Source organism: Streptomyces sp. NPDC052496 (assembly GCF_040679095.1).
Taxonomy (GTDB): Bacteria; Actinomycetota; Actinomycetes; order Streptomycetales; family Streptomycetaceae; genus Streptomyces.
In genome coordinates this window covers 30,698-46,831 of the sequence record NZ_JBFAUH010000020.1, presented here as the reverse complement: position 1 = coordinate 46,831, position 16,134 = coordinate 30,698, and the positions used below count along the sequence as shown (strand labels likewise).

The following is a 16,134-nucleotide window of genomic DNA, read 5'->3' as shown; positions in this document are numbered from 1 at the left end:
GCTCACGCGGAGCTCACACGGGGCTCACACGGCGTCCGCGTGACGGTGCACGAGCGACCCCGCGCCGTGTTGTGCGGGCCGGGCCGTGTGCGTGCGAGGATCAGGGGATGGACGGGGGTGTACGGCTTCGGGTCACGCTGCTCGGCGCCTTTCACGTGGTGCGTGGGGACGCCACCCTGTCCGTAGCGGGCGCCCGGTTACAGGCGCTGGCCGTACGGCTGGCTCTCGCCGGTGGTCACGCGGCCGGGCAGCGCAGCCTCATCGACGCGGTCTGGGCCGAGGACCCGCCGGCCGACCCGGCTCACGCTCTGCAGGCCCTCGTCTCACGGCTGCGCCGGGCCCTCGGTTCGGCCGGTGACGTCTCGCAGTCCGCGGGCGGCTACCGGCTGGCCGTGGAAGCGGGCGACGTGGACGCGCTGCGGTTCGAGCAGCTCGCCGCCGTCGGCCGTGACCGGTTGCGCGCCGGTGACGCGCATGCCGCGGCGGCCGTGCTCGGCGAGGCCGTGGCGCTGTGGGGTGACCGTCCCGGTACCGAACCCGCGGCCGTCGCCGCGGTGGCGCCTGCCGTCGCGACCCGGCTGGCCCGCGCCTCGGCCGAGGCCGTCGCCGACCTCGCCGACGCCGAACTGGCGCTGGGCCGTGCCGACGCGGCCGCCGACCGGCTGGCCGCCCTGCTCGCCGCACACCCCGTCCACGAACGCGCCGCCGCCCTGCTCGTGGACGCGCTCGCCGCCCAGGGGCGGCAGGCTGAAGCCCTCGCCCTGTACGAGCGGGTCCGCGAGCGCCTGGCCGACGCCCTCGGCACCGGCCCGGGCGCCGCCCTGAACGAACGCCACCTGCGCCTGCTGCGCGCGGAGCGGCCCCGCCCCGACCCCGCGCAGCTCCGACAGAGCAACCAGCTCCGACAGCACGACCAGACCCGACAGCACGACCGGATCCGGCGGAACAACCTGCCCACGCCGCTGACCAGCTTCATCGGTCGCGACGACGACCTCGCCCGGACCGGCACCCTGCTCGCCTCCGGGCGCCTGGTGACGGTGCTCGGCCCCGGCGGCGCCGGCAAGACGCGCCTGGCGGTGGAGGCCGCCCGCCGCCACCGGCACGCGTACCGCGACGGCGTGTGGCTGATCGACCTGGCCTCCGTCACCGAGCCCGCCAAGGCCGGCGTGGCGCTGCTGGCGGCGATCGGGCTGCGCGGCTCGGCGCTGTTCGGGGCCTCGGCCGCCCGGCGCGGCGACCCGGCCGGCGAGCTGGACGTACTGGCGGACCAGCTGGCCGGCCGGGAGAGCCTGCTCGTGGTGGACAACTGCGAGCACCTGATCGACGCTGTGGCGCACCTGGTCTCGGCGCTGCTGGCCCGCTGCGCAGCGCTGCGGGTGCTGGCCACGAGCCGGGAGCCCCTGGCGGTCGACGGTGAGGCGCTGGTCCCGCTCGGCCCGCTCCCTCTGCCCGGGCCGCGGGAGGAGGTCGAGCGGGCCCGCCGTACGGCGTCGGTGCGCCTGTTCACCGAGCGGGCGGCGGCCGTCCGGCCCGGCTTCGACGTCGGTGAACACAACCTCGGCGAGGTGCTGCACGTCGTCCGTGGCCTCGACGGCCTGCCCCTCGCACTCGAACTGGCAGCGGCCCGCCTGCGTACGCTCGCACTGGCCGACCTGGCCGCCGGACTGTCCGACCGGTTCCGCCTGCTCACCACCGGCAGCCGGACCGCCTCGCCCCGGCATCGCACGCTGCGCGCGGTCATCGCATGGAGCTGGGACCTGCTCGGCGCGGACGCCCGTACGGTCGCGGAGCGCGTCGCGGTCCTGCCCGGTGGTGTGACAGCGGCCTCGGCCACCGCGGTCTGTGCCGGCGCGGTGCCGGCCGCCGAGGTCCCGGAGCTGCTCGCGGGCCTGGTCGACCGGTCGTTGCCGCACCTGGCGCCGGACACCGGCCGGTACCGGATGCTGGAGACCATCCGCGAGTACGGCCTGGAGCGCCTGGCCGAGCAGGCCGCCCTGACCAGCGTGCGGGACCTGGCCGCCCGGCACTTCGCCGAGCTGGCCGCCCGCCACGACCCCCTGCTCCGCGGCCCCCAGCAGCTCGACGCGCTCCAGGTGCTGCGCGCCGAGTACGACAACGTGCTCGCCGGGCTGCGCCACCTGTGCGACACCGGCGACGCCGCCGGTGCGCTCGCGCTCGCGCTGGACCTGACCTGGTACTGGCAGATGCTCGGCCGGCACTCCGACGCGGCGTACTGGCTCGGCGCGGCGGTCGCGCTGCCCGTCGCGGGGCCGAGCGTGCGACGCGACATCGCCGAGGCGCGGCTGGCGCTCAACACCGTCGCTGTCCAGGGCGCACCGGCCCGCGACTGGATCACGGAGCGGCGCGGTGAACTGCGGGCGCTGGCCCGCCGATTGCTGAGCCGGCCGGAGCTGTCCGGCTGCCGCGGCGTGCTGACCGCGATCGGGCTGGCCGTGCCGGCGGAGGCCGAGGTGCCGCCGGCGGTCCTCCAGCGGCTGATCGACGGGCCCGACGTGTGGCCGGCCGGGATGGCGCGCCTGCTCCGGGCGCAGTTCGCCGAGAACGACGGCCGGCTCGACCAGGCCCGCGGCGACGTACGCGCCGCGCTGGAGTGTTTCGCCCGGGCCGGTGACCGCTGGGGCTCGGCCAAGGCGCTGCCGCTGCACGCGCTGGTACGGCAGTACGACGGCGACCTCGACGGCGCGCTGGCCGACCTGACCGAGGCCGAGCGGCTGGCCGGCGGGTTCGGTTCGCTCAGCCTCAGCGACGAGATCTGCATCGAACTGCGCCTGATCGACCTGCGCGTACGGCTCGATGAGACCGCGCGGGCCGACGAGATGATCGCCGCGGCGCGGGAGCGCGCCCTGCGCTCGGCGTCGCCCGGGACGGCGATGCTGCTCGACGTACGGGAAGCCGCTCTGCGGGTGCGCACCGGTGACACGGGCCGGGCGCGCGAGCTGATCGAGTCGGTCGAGGCCGCACTGCCCGAGCAGCCCCTGTTCGGTGGCGGCCAGGGCCAGGCACTGGTCGGCTCGGTACGGGGCGCGCTCTGCCTCGAACTCGGTGACGGCCCGGGCGCCGAAGAGGCACTGGGCGAGGCGTACGCAGCAGCGGTCGACAGCAAGGACATGCCGATCGTCGCGACGGTGGCGGTGGCCGTGGTCGGCCTCGCCGCGCTGCACGGGCGGCACCGCGATGCCGCCGCCCTGCTCGGCGCGGCGGCCCGCCTGCGCGGCGCCCACGACCCCACCGCCCCACAGGTCCGCACCCTGAGCGGCCGCGCCCGAGCCGCCCTCGGCGACGAGCACTTCGCCGAGGCGTATGAGACCGGCCACCAGCTGGACATGTCAGCGGCCCTGCTACGGACCGACCCGGCGCGGCTGCGCAACGCATAGCTACGTTCAGCCACGTACGGCCTTCCGAGCCGCGTGCAGCCGCGTACGGGGGCGGGCGTAGGTCAACGGGAGCGGTAGCGCTCCGCCATCCGTTCCAGTTCCGGGACCACCTGGCTGGGTGTGGGCTGGGTGTACAGCTCTTGGCGCAACCGCTCGGTGCCGTCCCGGAAGCCCGGTTCGTCCAGCAGGCGTACGAGGTCGTCGCGGATCCGCGCCCCGCTCATCTCGTCCCGCGGGATCCACAGCCCGGCACCGGCCTGTTCCAGCAGTGGACCGCGCACTTCGATGTCCGGGCAGACCCGGCCGACCATGAGCTGGGGCACCCGGTGGGCGATCGCCTCCATGAACGAGGGGGTCGAGCCGTTGTGGATCACTGCCGAGCACGACGAGGTGATGACGCTCAGCGCCACGAACTCCACCGGTCTGGCGTTGTCGGGCACGCGTGCGAGCTCCTGCTGGATCTTCTCAGGCAAGGTCACGACCAGCTCGATGTCAAGATCGGCCACAGCGTCCAGCATGTCCTGCAACTGCTCGACGGACAGCGCCTGGTAGGCGGCGCCCTGTTCCTGGCTGACGCCGAAGGTGGCCAGTACCCTCCGCCGCGTCGGGTCCTCGCGGAGCCAGTGCGGCACGACGGCAGGCCCGTTGTAGGAGACGTAGCGCATGGGGACCACCGGCACGTCCTGCTCCAGCCGCATGGAACCCAGCATGTGGTCGACGGTGAAGTGTCCGGTCACCATCTCCTCGGAGAACGACGCCCCGTACTTCTCCGCCCAGCCCCCCAGCCAGTCCGCCAGTGCGTCCGCGCGGTCCTCGGGAGGCTGCTGCGCCCGCACCCGCAGAAAGTTCCGGCGGAACCGGGCGTCGAGGTCCATTTCGGTGGGCATACGCGCGTGGGCCGCCCCTGTCACGGTGGCCGCCACCGAACCCGCATAACTCATGTAGTTCCAGAGCACCAGGTCGGGCTTCCACCATCGGCAGTACTCCACCAGATCCTCGATCATCGTCTCGTTCTCTATCTTGAGGATCTCGGTGAGGAATGCGGTCAGCCACGGCAGGCGATCCCAGGTGAGCTTCTCCTCACGGTTCTCGGCATAGTCGTACAGCAGATCGTCCTGCGTCCCCAGGTTTTCCATGGCCTCCTGGGCCTGGGCGCTCTGCATTTCGGCCAATTTCTGCAGCATGGGCACGTCCGAGCCCACGGGGACCGCCGTCAGGCCGGAGCGGGTGATGACGTCGGTCAGTTCCGGGCCACTGGCGACCCGCACCTCGTGCCCCGCCGTCTGGAGAGCCCAGCACAGCGGCACGGCGGGTTGGAAGTGAGTCCGCCAAGGGAACGTCACATACAGCACGCGCATTACGGTTGACCCCTCTGTCGACACCGGAACCTGCAAGACGCTCGCCAACGGACCTTAAGCAGGTCTTGAACTGCGCTTGCCCCTCCCGCACATCCGGCGGGCCGGCCACCGGCATCAGGTCGAGGGAGGCAGGTGACAGCCGCTCTGCCGGACTTGGCCGTCCCGTCGACAGGACAGCATGGCGGCCTCTTCCGCAGCCGCGTATTCGGCCGGCAACAGCAGGGATGTGGAACGGCGGAACAACCATTACGTTGCTGCCGGCGAGTGCTGGAACGGGGCTGGAGAAAGGATTACGGTGAACCATCACGAATTGCAGGTCCGGCTGGGCCGCACCGGATTGACCGTGAGCCGGCTCGCGCTGGGCACGGTCAATTTCGGCGGGCGGGTCGAGGAGCCGGAGGCCGGCCGGCTCATGGACCATGCGCTGGCGTGCGGGGTCAACCTGGTGGACACGGCCGACTGTTACGGCTGGCGGGTCCACAAGGGCCATACCGAAGAGGTCATCGGGCGCTGGCTCGGCAAGGGCCGGCGGCGCGACGATGTCGTGCTGGCCACCAAGGTGGGCTGGCCGATGGGCGAGGGCCCCAACGACCGCGGGCTGTCGGCGCGGCACATCGTGGCCGCGTGCGAGGACTCGCTGCGCCGGCTCGGCACCGAGTGGATCGACCTGTACCAGCTGCACACGATGGACCGCGCCGTCCCCTGGGACGAGATCTGGCGGGCCATGGAGTTGCTGGTCTCCCAGGGGAAGGTGCGGTACGTCGGTTCGTCCAACGCCGCCGGCTGGGACCTGGCCGCCGCGCAGGAGACCGCGGTGCGCCGAGGAGCGCCGGGGCTGGCTTCCGAGCAGTGCCTGTACAACCTGCTGGTGCGGGAGCCGGAGCTGGAGATCGTCCCGGCGGCGCGTGCTTACGGTGTCGGTGTGCTGGTGTGGTCGCCGCTGCACGGCGGGCTGCTGGGCGGGGCACTGCGCAAGGCCGCCGAGGGGACCGCGGTCAAGTCCGCCCAGGGGCGCGCCGCGACCGCGTTGGAGGCGCACCGCTCGACGATCACCGAGTACGAGAAGTTCTGCGCCGACCTCGGCCGGGATCCTGCCGAGGTGGGCATGGCGTGGATACTGCAGCGCCCGGGCGTGACCTCGCTGGTCATCGGGCCGCGGACCCCGGAGCACGTCGACGGCGCGCTGCGCGCGCTGCGTCAGCCGCTGTCCGACGCGGAACTCGACCGGCTCGACACGCTGTTCCCGCCCGTAGGGCACGGCGGCTCCGCACCCGACGCGTGGCTCGACTGACCGCCGTCTCGCACGTCCCCGCTCCCCCAGGGGTCCGATTCCGGCGATGCCGTCACGCTCCGCGCGCCCCTCTCGGTGGTGCGGTTGCTCCCGAACCCGGCAGACAAGGACGCTCATGACCGACCCCCGCTACACCGACCCGCACCTCGTCCCGCACGAGTCGGCGGCCGAACGCGAGGCACGCGAGCGGCTGGCCACGCTGCTGTCCAAGTCCCCGATCCCGCCCGCGTACCTGATCGACAACCTCCCGGTCTATCTGCGCCGGCACCAGCTCAGCGATCTGCTGTCCATGGACGCGCTCTACCGGCAGGTCCGCGAGGTACCCGGTGTGATCATGGAGTTCGGGGTACTGCACGGCCGTCACCTGGCCACTCTGACCGCCCTGCGCGGTGTGTACGAGCCCTACAACTCCGTACGCCGGATCATCGGCTTCGACACCTTCGCCGGCTTTCCCGACATCAGCCCCGTGGACGAGGTCAGCCCCAGCGCGGTCGTCGGCAGATTCGGCACGGCGTACCCCGACCACCTGCGCGACGTCCTGAGCGCCCACGAACTCGGCGAGCCCATGGGCCACGTGCAGCGGACCTTCGTCGTCGAAGGCGACGTCCGCGAAACGGTCCCCACGTACCTGCGGGACAATCCGCAGACCGTCATCGCCCTGGCCTACTTCGACATGGACCTGTACGCCCCCACCCGCGAAGTGCTGGACATCATCCGCCCCTATCTCGTCAGAGGCAGCATCATCGCCTTCGACGAACTCGCCCACCCCAAATGGCCCGGCGAAACCGCCGCGTTCCGCGAGGTCTGCGGTCAGGACGTGACCCTGCACCACCTTCCCGGACGCGAGCCTCCCGTCACCTACCTGCGCTGGGGCCGGTGACCCGCCCGCGCCAGGCACCTGACTTCCCGTAGGAAGCGACGCACTCCTCATAGCCGGGCAGCAGTCCGGCGGCGGCCGCCTCGGCCAGTGTCGGGGCGGCCGTGTCCTTGTCGGAACGGATCACCGGTCCCGTCAGCTCCCAGGGCAGGGCGAGCGCGGGATCGAAGGCGTCGACGACGATCATCGTGCCGGGCAGGTACTCCTGCGAGCACAGGTAGGACATGCAGGTGTCGTCGGTGAGCGCCTGGAACGCGTGCCCGATCCCGTCCGGCAGGTAGACGGCCGTGCCCGCTTCGGCTTCCTGGCGGGCGACCGCGTACCGGCCGAACGTCGGTGAACCCACCCGCAGGTCCACGGCGATGTCGAGCGCGACGCCGCGCACGCAGGTCACGAGTTTGGCCTGGCCGGGCGGCAGCGCGGTACCGTGAATTCCCCGTACGGTGTTCCGGCTGGACACCGAGTGATTCACCTGGCGCACCACCAGGTCGTGCCCGGCGATGTCGCCGAGCGCGGAGTGCCGGATCGTCTCGTGGAAGGTACCGCGAGCATCCACGACATGGTCCGGCTCGATCAGATAAGCGTCAGGTACGGCCATCTCAGTGATACGCATGGATGCCCTCCTTGTGCATGCAGTGTGGTGCGGCCCTCTTGCGTACCGCTGAAGATGACGCCGTCCGGGAGCGGGATCGCCCGCGGGCTGACGAACTCGCGGCCGACGGTGCCGACCTGGCGCATCCGGTACCGCACAGCCGGCCTGACCGACCGGCCGGGTCCAGGCCGCCCGGCCCGTGGAGCAGGAGGGCGGGCGGGCGTTCCGGCTCAGGGTGCCGGACCGGACAAGAACAGTTCAAGGGGCTCTTAAGGAGTGTTCGCGAAGGTCCCGGTATCGCTCTGTCTACGGAGGTCATGACCGCCATGCGCGTCCTGTTCGCCACCATCCCTGTCCGGAGCCACCTCCATCTCCTCGCCCCCATGGCCTGGGCTCTGCAGGCGGCGGGCCACGAGGTCCGGGTCGCCAGCGGCCCAGAGCTGACGGACGTCATCACCGGGGCGGGTCTGACGGCGGTTCCGGTCGGTTCGGACCAGCCCGTCTTCGAGAAGCTGGAACAGATGATGGACGACGAGCTCCGGGCCACGGTGCAGGAACTCGCGGAGCGCGGCGACCTCCTGGTCGACCTGTCCGAGAACCGGGAGGAGGAGCTCACCTGGGAGCGGCTGCGCTGGGGGTTCCGTGGCGCCAGGATGACCAACGCGGCCATGAACGACTCGATGGTCGAGGACCTGGTGGAGTACTGCCGCTGGTGGCAGCCCGATCTGGTGGTCTGGGACTCGGTGAGCTACGCGGGCTCGATCGCGGCCACGGCGGTGGGGGCGGCCCACGGCCGCTTCCTGCTCGGCCTGAACGTGGACGCCCGGATGCGGCGGCACTTTCTGCGGGTGCGGGCGCAGCAGCCCCCCGAGGACCGCGAGGACGCACTGGCGGACTGGCTGGGGGGCTGGGCGGAGAAGTACGGGGCGTCGTTCTCCGAGGAGATGGTCACCGGGCATTTCACCATCGACCAGACCGTGGCCTCCATGCTGCTGGACCAGGACGTTCCCCGGGTGCCCCTGGGTTACGTGCCGTACAACGGGCCTTCCGTCGTGCCGGACTGGCTGCGCGGCGACCCGCCGCGGCGGCGGGTCCTGGCCACCTTCGGAGTGAGCCTGGAGCAGGCGGAGAGACATCAGGCCCTCTCCGTCGCGCAGTTGCGGGGCATGCTGGACTCCCTCGCCGACCTCGACATCGAGCTGGTCGTGACCCTGCCCGAGCAGTTCCAGAGGCAGCTCGGGCGTGTCCCCGACAACACGCGCATGGTGACGTTCGTGCCGCTGCACGCCATCGTTCCGTCGTGCTCGGCCGTCATCCATCACGGGGGGCCCGGCCTGTTCCTGGACTCGATCGCTCATGACGTGCCCCAGCTGATCGTCAGCCGCGTCGTCCCGGACATCGGCGAACGGGGCCCGCGACTGGAACGGGCCGGGGCCGGGCTGTGGATCCCCGGGGACGAGCCGGCGGAGCTGAGCGGCGCCCGGATCCGCGATCACCTGGTGCGGCTCCTGGACGACCCCGCGTTCCGGGAGGGCGCCGGACGGCTGCGCGAAGGCCTGCGTGCCCAGCCGGCCCCCGCTCAAGTGGTCGGCGAACTGGAACGGCTCACCGACCGCTACCGCTCCCGATCGACCCGTCGTCCGTGAGGATCACCCGCTGGATGTCCTTGAGCGCCGATCCGGGCTCGACGCCCAGCTCGTCCCGGAGAGTCCGGCGGGCCCGCTGGTACACGAGCAGGGCGTCACCCCGGCATCCGCTGCGGTGCAGCGCCAGCATCAGCTGCCGGTGGAACGCCTCCCTCATGGGGTGCTCGGTACTGAGGAGGTAGAGATCGCCGACGAGCTCGCGGTGCCGGCCCAGGGCAAGGTGTGCGTCCATCAGGCTCTCCTTGCACTCCAGCTGGGCTTCGTTGAACCAGGTGCGGAACCCTTGGAGGATCGGCCCACGCGCTATGTCGGCGAGCAGCGGACCCCGGCACAGGCCGAGTGCGTCCTCGAAGCCGCGCACCGCTGCCTCGTAGCGGCGGCTCCGCAGGTGCTCCCGGCCCTCCTTGAGCAGGCGCGTGAAGTCGTGGAGGTCGAGGGCGTCGGGCCCCGGGGTCAGCATGTATCCCGGGGGTCTGGTGAGGACGGGGCTGCCCGCCGTACCTGGGCGCCGGAGCAGTTTGCGGATCTGGGATATGTAGACGTAGAGGCTCGCCGTGGCGCTGCGCGGCGGTTCCTCCCCCCAGATCTCTCTGATGAGCTGATCGGTGCTGACGACCTGGTCGGCGCGGATGACCAGGGCGACCAGCAGGATCTCCACCTTCTGCGCCCTGATGGTCGTCGCGTTCTTTCCGTCGATGACACGGAGCGGTCCCAGAATCTCGTATCGCACGCTGCGACCTCCCAATTGCTGAAAAGACGTCCGTCCGGACCGGACGACGCCGCAGTCCTCATAGCGTGGTGCGCTCTGCATGGCATACCGCCCCGCTCGCCGGACCGGTCCGGCGGGCCGCCCGTGGAAGGGTCGGAGCGGAATTCAGCGGGTGATGGAAAGCCGGAGCGGCGGCACGTGACTCCGGGCAGGGATTTCAGCGCCTTTCCCGGCCCGGGAAGCGTGCGGACCGGCGTCAGAACCGTGGGCTGACATCGCACTCCGGCTGATCCTGAACATACCTCAGATCGGCCGACGGCGACCCGGTCACATGCGGTGCGCTGCGTCCTGTCGGCGGGACAGGTCCGTCGCCGGAGCAGCGGGCATGCCGTCCTCGGCAGGCCGGGGACTCCGGCGACGAGCGTTTCATCACGGTCATCACGGTGGTCATCGGACCGGAGGCCCCGTGCGGCGCGTTCGTGGTGCTACCGGAGTACGGCGTGGTCGCAGCGTCACCGGAGTTCCGGTGACTGGTCGGAGGGGTCGTGGCTCCGCCGCGTACGGTAGGCGCGCTGCTGGCAAGCCCGGGAGCAGTACCGGCGCGGCCGCCCGGTGTCGGTCCGCGGGACGGTTTCGCCGCATACGGCGCACGTGGCCGGGTGCGGAAGAGCGCTCCGGGTTTCGTCACGAGCGGATGACCGGCCGGCCGCTGTGACGAAAGTTTCGTCACGCGGCGGTTCCGTCGCGGCGGACCGTGCGGCCGAGGCGCGGTCGCGCGCGTCGCCCGCCGACGACGGCGCGGCCGCCGACGGGAACGCGGCGCCGATGCAGTCGAGGACGCGCTCCAGTCCGTAGCGGAACTGGTCCTCATGGTTCAGCAGCGGCCGGCCCGCCTTGGTCACGATCTTGGCGAAGATCGGGTATTCCCCGCTCGCCAGCAGCTCCTGGACGCGCGGCAGGCTGCGCGCCATGAACTCCAGTTCACTGAGCCCGCTGCGGCGGATCTCCTCGGCCACGATGACCTCTTCGCGCACGGCGCCCTCGACGTAGCTGTTCAGGATGGCCATGAGGGCCAGGTTCTCGTCGATCGGGACGTAGGGGTCGAGCGTCCCCATCACCCGCTCGATCAGGCGCAGTTGGTTGGGGCCGTGCCCGGGGAGCGCCCGGCGTACGGTGGCGATCCACGGGTGCCGCAGCCACATCGCCCGCGTCTGGTTCGCATAGCGCCTCAGGTCCGTGCGCCAGTCGCCGGAGGGCATGCCCGCCACGTCGACCTCACCCATCAGGTGGTCGGCCATCAGGTCCACCAGGTCGTCGCGGCGCGGGACGTAGCGGTAGAGCGACATCGCGCCCGCGCCGATCTCGGCGGCGATCCGCCGCATGGTGGCCGCCTCCAGCCCTTCGGCGTCGGCGATCCGGACCGCGGCCTCGGTGATCTGTGCGCGGCTGTAGGCCGGCTTCGGCCCGCCGCGCGCCGGGCGCTCGGGCCTCATCCAAATGTTCACGTACTCGGCGTCGGCCACCGTGCCACCTCCCGGGTTGCGTACATGGTACCCAGTGCTCTACCTTGGCTCTCGACCGCGTACAAGGTACCCAATGGAGAGATCATGGCAGATCCCATCGTGGTCGCCGAAGGACTGCACAAGTCCTTCGGTGACACGCACGCATTGCGGGGCTTAGACCTGAGTGTCAGCAGGGGAACGGTCTGCGGCGTACTCGGGCCCAACGGCGCGGGAAAGACGACCGCCGTCCGCATCCTCGCGACCCTGTCCGATCCCGATGCCGGGCACGCCCGCATCGCCGGGTACGACGTCGTCCGGGAGGCCGACAAGGTACGGAGCCGGATCGGCCTCGCGGGCCAGTACGCCGCAGTGGACGAAAAACTCACCGGACGCAGCAACCTGCACATGTTCGGGCGCCTTTACCACCTGCCCCGGAGCGAGGCGCGCCGGCGGGCCGACGAACTGCTGGAGCGCTTCGGGCTGATGGACGCCGCGGACCGCCCCGTCGCCGGCTACTCGGGCGGCATGCGGCGCCGCCTCGACCTGATCACCTGCCTCATCCTGCGCCCCGAAGTGCTGTTCCTGGACGAGCCGACCACGGGCCTGGACCCGCGCAGCCGCGGCGAGATCTGGGACAGCGTCCGTGAACTGGTCGCCGGCGGCACCACCGTGCTGCTCACCACCCAGTACCTGGACGAGGCCGACCAGCTGGCCGACGACATCGTCGTCATCGACCACGGACAGGTGATCGCCAGGGGCACCCCCGACGAGCTGAAGGCCACGATCGGGGAGCATCTGGAGGTCGTCCTCGCGGACCCCGCCGCGCTGCGGCCGGCGACGACCGTCCTCAGCGGTCTGGCCGGGACCGAACCCACGACGGCCGGCGACGACCAGCTCAGCGTCGCGCTGCCCGGCAGCGGGTTCCGGCTGGCCGACATCGTGCGCGAGCTCGACCGTGCCGGGGTCAACGCTGCCGATGTGCGGCTGCGCCGTCCCTCCCTCGACGAGGTGTTCCTGCGCCTCACCGCCCGGAAGGAGCCCGTCCGATGACCACCATCACCTCGCCCCTGGGCCGGCTGCGCTGGACGTTCGCCGACGGGTCGGTCCTGGTCGGGCGCGAACTGTCACGCCTGCGGCAGGAACCCGGACAGATCATCGCCGCGCTGATGTTCCCGATCATCATGGTGGTGCTGTTCGGGTACGTGTTCGGCAGCGCGATCCAGGTGCCGGGCGGCGGTGACTACCGCGAGTTCCTCATGCCGGGACTGTTCGCGATGGTCACCTTCACCTCGGTGCAAGGGGTCATGGGGCGGATGGCCGCCGATGCCTCGCTCGGCGTGATGGACCGGTTCCAGTCCATGCCGATGGCGCGGCTGGCGGTGCCGTTCGGGCACACCGGCGCCGATTCCGTGGTCGGTGTGCCGCTGCTGGCGGCCATGGCGGGGACGGGCCTGTTGGTGGGGTGGCAGCCGCACCGCGGCCTGGTCCCCACGGTCGAGGCGTTCCTGCTGCTGATGCTGATGCGGTACGCGCTGAGCTGGGTGGGTGTCTATGTGGGCCTGGTGGCGAAGAACGAGCAGATGGTCACCCAGCTGGCGACGCTGTTCCTGCCCGTGACCATGCTGTCCAACGCGTTCGTGCCGACCGACGGCATGCCGGCGTGGCTGCGGTTCCTGGCCGACTGGAACCCGGTGAGCGCGCTCACCGCCGCCTGCCGCGAGCTGTTCGGCAACCCCGGAATGGCCGCTTCCGCACACCGGGCCTGGCCCATGGAGCACCCCGTGGCCACCGTCCTGCTCTGGTCGGCCGTACTGCTGGTGGTCCTCGCCCCGCTGTCGCTGCGCGCCTACTCGCGCAGGGGGCGGTGAGGAACCGGGCCGACGGGCCGTAGTACCGGCCCGGGGACTGCGGTACCGTCCGGTCTGGCCGACCTGCGATCACGCTCGAAGGCTGGTCGCAGGCGCCGGGGCCGGAGGTCCCCGTCCGCCGGGCTCGGGAAACGGTCCCGTACCCGCAGCACGGCAGCGCCGTCAGGGCACTACCCGCAAGGTCCCCGGATCACCCGTCAGGACGCCGGCCGGACCACACGACGGCCGAGCCGGGTGGTCTGGGCGCCGACCGGTCCGGCCGGGGCGGCCGGTGCCGCCCGCGCTCGGGCCGGCTGGCCGGTTCCCGCTCACGTATTCAAGGCGATGGGATGAGCAGCATCTTCCTCCAAGGCCGCTCTGGCCGCCTGGTCGAGCGTCGCCAGCACCCATTGCCGCAAGTCGGTGCCGGACTGCGCCGCGGCCCGGTGCCACCGCTGGAGATTGCTGCCGGGCACCATCAGCCGCCGCGTGGTGTCGTCCGCGATCGCCTCGCGCGCGTCGTCCTCGCGGGCGCGGCGGATGCCTTCACGCAGCTGTTTGGTACTCCACTTCTGCTGCTCCGCCCGTTCGAGCCACCGGTCCTGTTCCTCGGCCGGCAGCGAGGCCACTTCCGCGTGGTGCTGGAAGCTGAGTGCCGGCCGGCGCCGGTGCATCTGGAACCGCCCGGCGACCCATGCGTAGTTCCGCAGCGTCTGGTACTGCAGCCCGGCCACGAGGAGGCCTCGCTCGTACCGGTCGTGGTAATGCTCCTTGCCGTAGACGAGCCAGTCACCGAGCCACCAGGCGGACGAATTCACGATCCCGGACAGCTGGCGCCCCGCCCGTTCCCAGTCCTCGAACGGCAGCTCGGCGGGTATCTCCAGCCCCACCTGGGTGGTGAGCACCTGGGCCCGGCGCGGATCGACGACCGTCTCCCGTTCCTGCCCTCCGCGTACCTTCTGCCGATAAAGGATGGAGCGCTCTCTCTGGCGGTCGCTGACCTGACCTGTCATCATCCCTCCCGCGGGAATCGAATGAGCAACATGACCTGATGCGTTGGCAGCGGCAATTCAGGCCGAACCGGCGTCGTGCGCCGCCGGGGCTGCAAGAGCGGTCGAGCCGGCGTATGGGAAGCGTTAAGATCCCGATACGCAGGCATGGAAGCGAATTCACCCAGATAGAATCCTTTCTCCCCTCAATGACAGTCTCCGGCCTGCCTCCCTCGGCATGCGTGGTCAGCGCTCAGTGCCCTGGAGTTCGCTGTTTAATCTCGATCAGTGGCCTATGGAACCACCCTCGCGCCTGAATGGTCAATAACTGACGACCAGACTGATCGGCACCCTATTCATGGGCATCCAAGGCGCCACAGAGAGAGCCATCGGCCACGCCGAGCCGGCCGGTGGCCTTCCTGAATCTCTGATTCCGGATTGACCGAAGTCTTTTACGGTCCACCGGCCGGCCGGTGCGCGAGAGCAACTGGTCTGCCCAACTTATCCACGGTTGCCAGGTTTTCTCCCGGCCGGACCGCCCCGGCCGGGACCGGGTCGGCAGTCGTCGGTGACCAGGGACGTCCCGCCATATGCGGCACGCCGGCCCGCTGAGCCACCAGGTGTGACGACGCCCTGAACGAGTGGGCCGAACGTAAACCTTCGCGCCGGAAATCGAGACTTTCCATCGTCTCGGGCCGGAAGACGTAGACGTTCTTAATGGCGGATCCGGCGTCCATCTCTCCCCCGGCGGATCCGGCTTGGGAAAAAGAATTGGTCTATCGAGAGGGGATAGCCGGCCATACGTCCGGCCGGCGCGGTCCGACAGGTCGGTTCACTGCCCGCTCACACATGGAGCGGCGCGCCGCGCATCGGGGCGACGGCGAACTCCCGCATTCCGGAGTCGAAGTCCACGGCGGGCCGCCAGTCCAGCTCGCGCATCAGCCGGGCGGGCGAGCCGAAGACGTGCCGGGCGTCGGCCGCCCGGAACTCGCCGCATACGACCGGTGGCGGTCCACCCACCTCCGTGGACAGGACCGTGGCGACGTCGTGGATGGAGCGCGGGCTGCCGCCGGCGACGTTGTACGCACGAAAACCCGGCTCGTCCCGGCCCAGCGCGGCGACGTTCGCGGCGGCCACGTCGCTGACGTGGATGTAGTCGCGACGAGGACGGCCGTCTTCGTAGACCCGGGGGGCGCGGCCCGCCATCACGGCCGACCGGAAGGTGCCGGCGACGCCTGTGTACGGGCTGTCGAAGGGCATGCCGGGGCCGTACACGCAGAAGTACCGGAGCACCACCGCACGGCCCCCGGTCTCCGCCGCCCACGCGGCCGCGAGGTGTTCCTGGGTCGCCTTCGTGCCCGCGTAGACGCTGTGCACAGGCGCGGCGAAGTCGGTCTCCTCGATCGGCTCGGCCGTCAGGTCCGCCCGGCCGCACTCGGGGCAGCGCTGCTCGAAGCGGCCGGCCTCCAGATCGGCGGCCAGCCTGCGCCCGGGGCGCACCCGTCCGTGTTCGGCACAGCGGTAGCGGCCTTCGCCGTAGATCGCCACCGAGCTGGCGTGGATCAGCCGGTCGACGCCGGCCCCGGTCATCGCCACGACCAGCTTCGCGGTGCCCAGATCGTTGCAGGAGGAGAACTCCGCGGCGTCACGGATCTCGCGCCCGCGCCCCACCATCGCGGCATGGTGGCTGACCGCGTCCACGCCCCGGAGCGCCGAGCGCAGGGTGTCGTCGTCGCGGATGTCGCCCTGGACGAACTCGACGTCCGGCGGAAGGTCCGGCGGGCCGGAGTGCACACTCGGCAGCAAGGCGTCCAGCACCCGGACCTCGTGCCCTGCGGTCAGCATCGCAGCTGCCACCCGAGTCCCGATGAACCCGGCTCCACCGGTGATCAGAACACGCATCACATCCACCTTTCGTCACACCGGTC

At 71.2% G+C, this 16,134-nt stretch carries 12 protein-coding genes; 6 read left to right on the top strand and 6 right to left on the bottom strand.

The genetic code is table 11. The features are described 5' to 3' along the window. Nucleotides 1–107: 107 nt before the first annotated feature. Complete coding sequence (locus tag AB0L45_RS25405) at nucleotides 108–3,395, top strand: BTAD domain-containing putative transcriptional regulator (protein ID WP_365843680.1); 3,288 nt, start codon at nucleotides 108–110, stop codon at nucleotides 3,393–3,395. A gap of 62 nt (nucleotides 3,396–3,457) precedes the next feature. On the opposite strand, the gene AB0L45_RS25400 is transcribed toward AB0L45_RS25405, so the two are convergent. After that, nucleotides 3,458–4,753, bottom strand: coding sequence for an activator-dependent family glycosyltransferase (locus tag AB0L45_RS25400; RefSeq protein WP_365843678.1), 1,296 nt, complete (start codon nucleotides 4,751–4,753; stop codon nucleotides 3,458–3,460). Nucleotides 4,754–5,048: 295 nt separating this feature from the next. On the opposite strand from AB0L45_RS25400, the gene AB0L45_RS25395 reads away from it, so the two are divergent. Together AB0L45_RS25395 and AB0L45_RS25390 are read left to right on the top strand one after the other, a co-directional pair. After that, nucleotides 5,049–6,044 carry an aldo/keto reductase gene (locus AB0L45_RS25395; protein WP_365843676.1) on the top strand — a complete coding sequence of 332 codons (996 nt, stop codon included), beginning with the start codon at nucleotides 5,049–5,051 and terminating at the stop codon, nucleotides 6,042–6,044. A gap of 115 nt (nucleotides 6,045–6,159) precedes the next feature. Next, nucleotides 6,160–6,924, top strand: coding sequence for a TylF/MycF/NovP-related O-methyltransferase (locus AB0L45_RS25390; protein ID WP_365843674.1), 765 nt, complete (start codon nucleotides 6,160–6,162; stop codon nucleotides 6,922–6,924). Here the strand turns inward: AB0L45_RS25390 and AB0L45_RS25385 are convergent. Beyond that, nucleotides 6,899–7,534: a dTDP-4-dehydrorhamnose 3,5-epimerase family protein gene (locus tag AB0L45_RS25385; RefSeq protein WP_365843672.1), complete on the bottom strand. Its 636-nt coding sequence runs from the start codon at nucleotides 7,532–7,534 to the stop codon at nucleotides 6,899–6,901. The two genes, AB0L45_RS25390 and AB0L45_RS25385, sit on opposite strands and share 26 nt — an antisense overlap. A gap of 296 nt (nucleotides 7,535–7,830) precedes the next feature. Here AB0L45_RS25385 and AB0L45_RS25380 point away from each other — a divergent pair, with 296 nt between their 5' ends. Next, complete coding sequence (locus tag AB0L45_RS25380; protein WP_365843670.1) at nucleotides 7,831–9,159, top strand: activator-dependent family glycosyltransferase; 1,329 nt, start codon at nucleotides 7,831–7,833, stop codon at nucleotides 9,157–9,159. Here the strand turns inward: AB0L45_RS25380 and AB0L45_RS25375 are convergent. Further along, nucleotides 9,119–9,889 carry an AfsR/SARP family transcriptional regulator gene (locus AB0L45_RS25375; protein WP_365843668.1) on the bottom strand — a complete coding sequence of 257 codons (771 nt, stop codon included), beginning with the start codon at nucleotides 9,887–9,889 and terminating at the stop codon, nucleotides 9,119–9,121. The genes AB0L45_RS25380 and AB0L45_RS25375 overlap by 41 nt on opposite strands. A gap of 491 nt (nucleotides 9,890–10,380) precedes the next feature. Continuing rightward, nucleotides 10,381–11,391: a TetR/AcrR family transcriptional regulator gene (locus AB0L45_RS25370; RefSeq protein ID WP_365843666.1), complete on the bottom strand. Its 1,011-nt coding sequence runs from the start codon at nucleotides 11,389–11,391 to the stop codon at nucleotides 10,381–10,383. 84 nt (nucleotides 11,392–11,475) lie between these two features. Here AB0L45_RS25370 and AB0L45_RS25365 point away from each other — a divergent pair, with 84 nt between their 5' ends. Together AB0L45_RS25365 and AB0L45_RS25360 are read left to right on the top strand one after the other, a co-directional pair. Next, on the top strand, nucleotides 11,476–12,420 hold the full coding sequence (locus AB0L45_RS25365) for an ATP-binding cassette domain-containing protein (protein WP_365843664.1): 945 nt from the start codon (nucleotides 11,476–11,478) through the stop codon (nucleotides 12,418–12,420). After that, nucleotides 12,417–13,238 carry an ABC transporter permease gene (locus AB0L45_RS25360; RefSeq protein ID WP_365843662.1) on the top strand — a complete coding sequence of 274 codons (822 nt, stop codon included), beginning with the start codon at nucleotides 12,417–12,419 and terminating at the stop codon, nucleotides 13,236–13,238. The genes AB0L45_RS25365 and AB0L45_RS25360 overlap by 4 nt, the downstream gene beginning before the upstream one ends. Before the next feature lie 308 nt (nucleotides 13,239–13,546). Here the strand turns inward: AB0L45_RS25360 and AB0L45_RS25355 are convergent, their stop codons facing one another. Both AB0L45_RS25355 and AB0L45_RS25350 read right to left on the bottom strand, forming a co-directional pair. Continuing rightward, nucleotides 13,547–14,230, bottom strand: coding sequence for an LmbU family transcriptional regulator (locus AB0L45_RS25355; RefSeq protein WP_365843660.1), 684 nt, complete (start codon nucleotides 14,228–14,230; stop codon nucleotides 13,547–13,549). A gap of 819 nt (nucleotides 14,231–15,049) precedes the next feature. Beyond that, the gene (locus AB0L45_RS25350) at nucleotides 15,050–16,108 is read right to left on the bottom strand and encodes an NAD-dependent epimerase/dehydratase family protein (protein WP_365843658.1); all 1,059 of its coding nucleotides are present in this window, start codon (nucleotides 16,106–16,108) and stop codon (nucleotides 15,050–15,052) included. Nucleotides 16,109–16,134 lie beyond the last annotated feature (26 nt).

Excerpts from the sequence above, each read along its gene's own strand:
- AB0L45_RS25405 (WP_365843680.1), top strand. The coding sequence starts at position 108 with ATGGACGGGGGTGTACGGCTTCGGGTCACGCTGCTCGGCGCCTTTCAC.
- AB0L45_RS25400 (WP_365843678.1), bottom strand. The coding sequence starts at position 4,753 with ATGCGCGTGCTGTATGTGACGTTCCCTTGGCGGACTCACTTCCAACCC.
- AB0L45_RS25390 (WP_365843674.1), top strand. The coding sequence starts at position 6,160 with ATGACCGACCCCCGCTACACCGACCCGCACCTCGTCCCGCACGAGTCG.
- AB0L45_RS25385 (WP_365843672.1), bottom strand. The coding sequence starts at position 7,534 with ATGCGTATCACTGAGATGGCCGTACCTGACGCTTATCTGATCGAGCCG.
- AB0L45_RS25380 (WP_365843670.1), top strand. The coding sequence starts at position 7,831 with ATGACCGCCATGCGCGTCCTGTTCGCCACCATCCCTGTCCGGAGCCAC.
- AB0L45_RS25365 (WP_365843664.1), top strand. The coding sequence starts at position 11,476 with ATGGCAGATCCCATCGTGGTCGCCGAAGGACTGCACAAGTCCTTCGGT.
- AB0L45_RS25360 (WP_365843662.1), top strand. The coding sequence starts at position 12,417 with ATGACCACCATCACCTCGCCCCTGGGCCGGCTGCGCTGGACGTTCGCC.
- AB0L45_RS25355 (WP_365843660.1), bottom strand. The coding sequence starts at position 14,230 with ATGACAGGTCAGGTCAGCGACCGCCAGAGAGAGCGCTCCATCCTTTAT.
- AB0L45_RS25350 (WP_365843658.1), bottom strand. The coding sequence starts at position 16,108 with ATGCGTGTTCTGATCACCGGTGGAGCCGGGTTCATCGGGACTCGGGTG.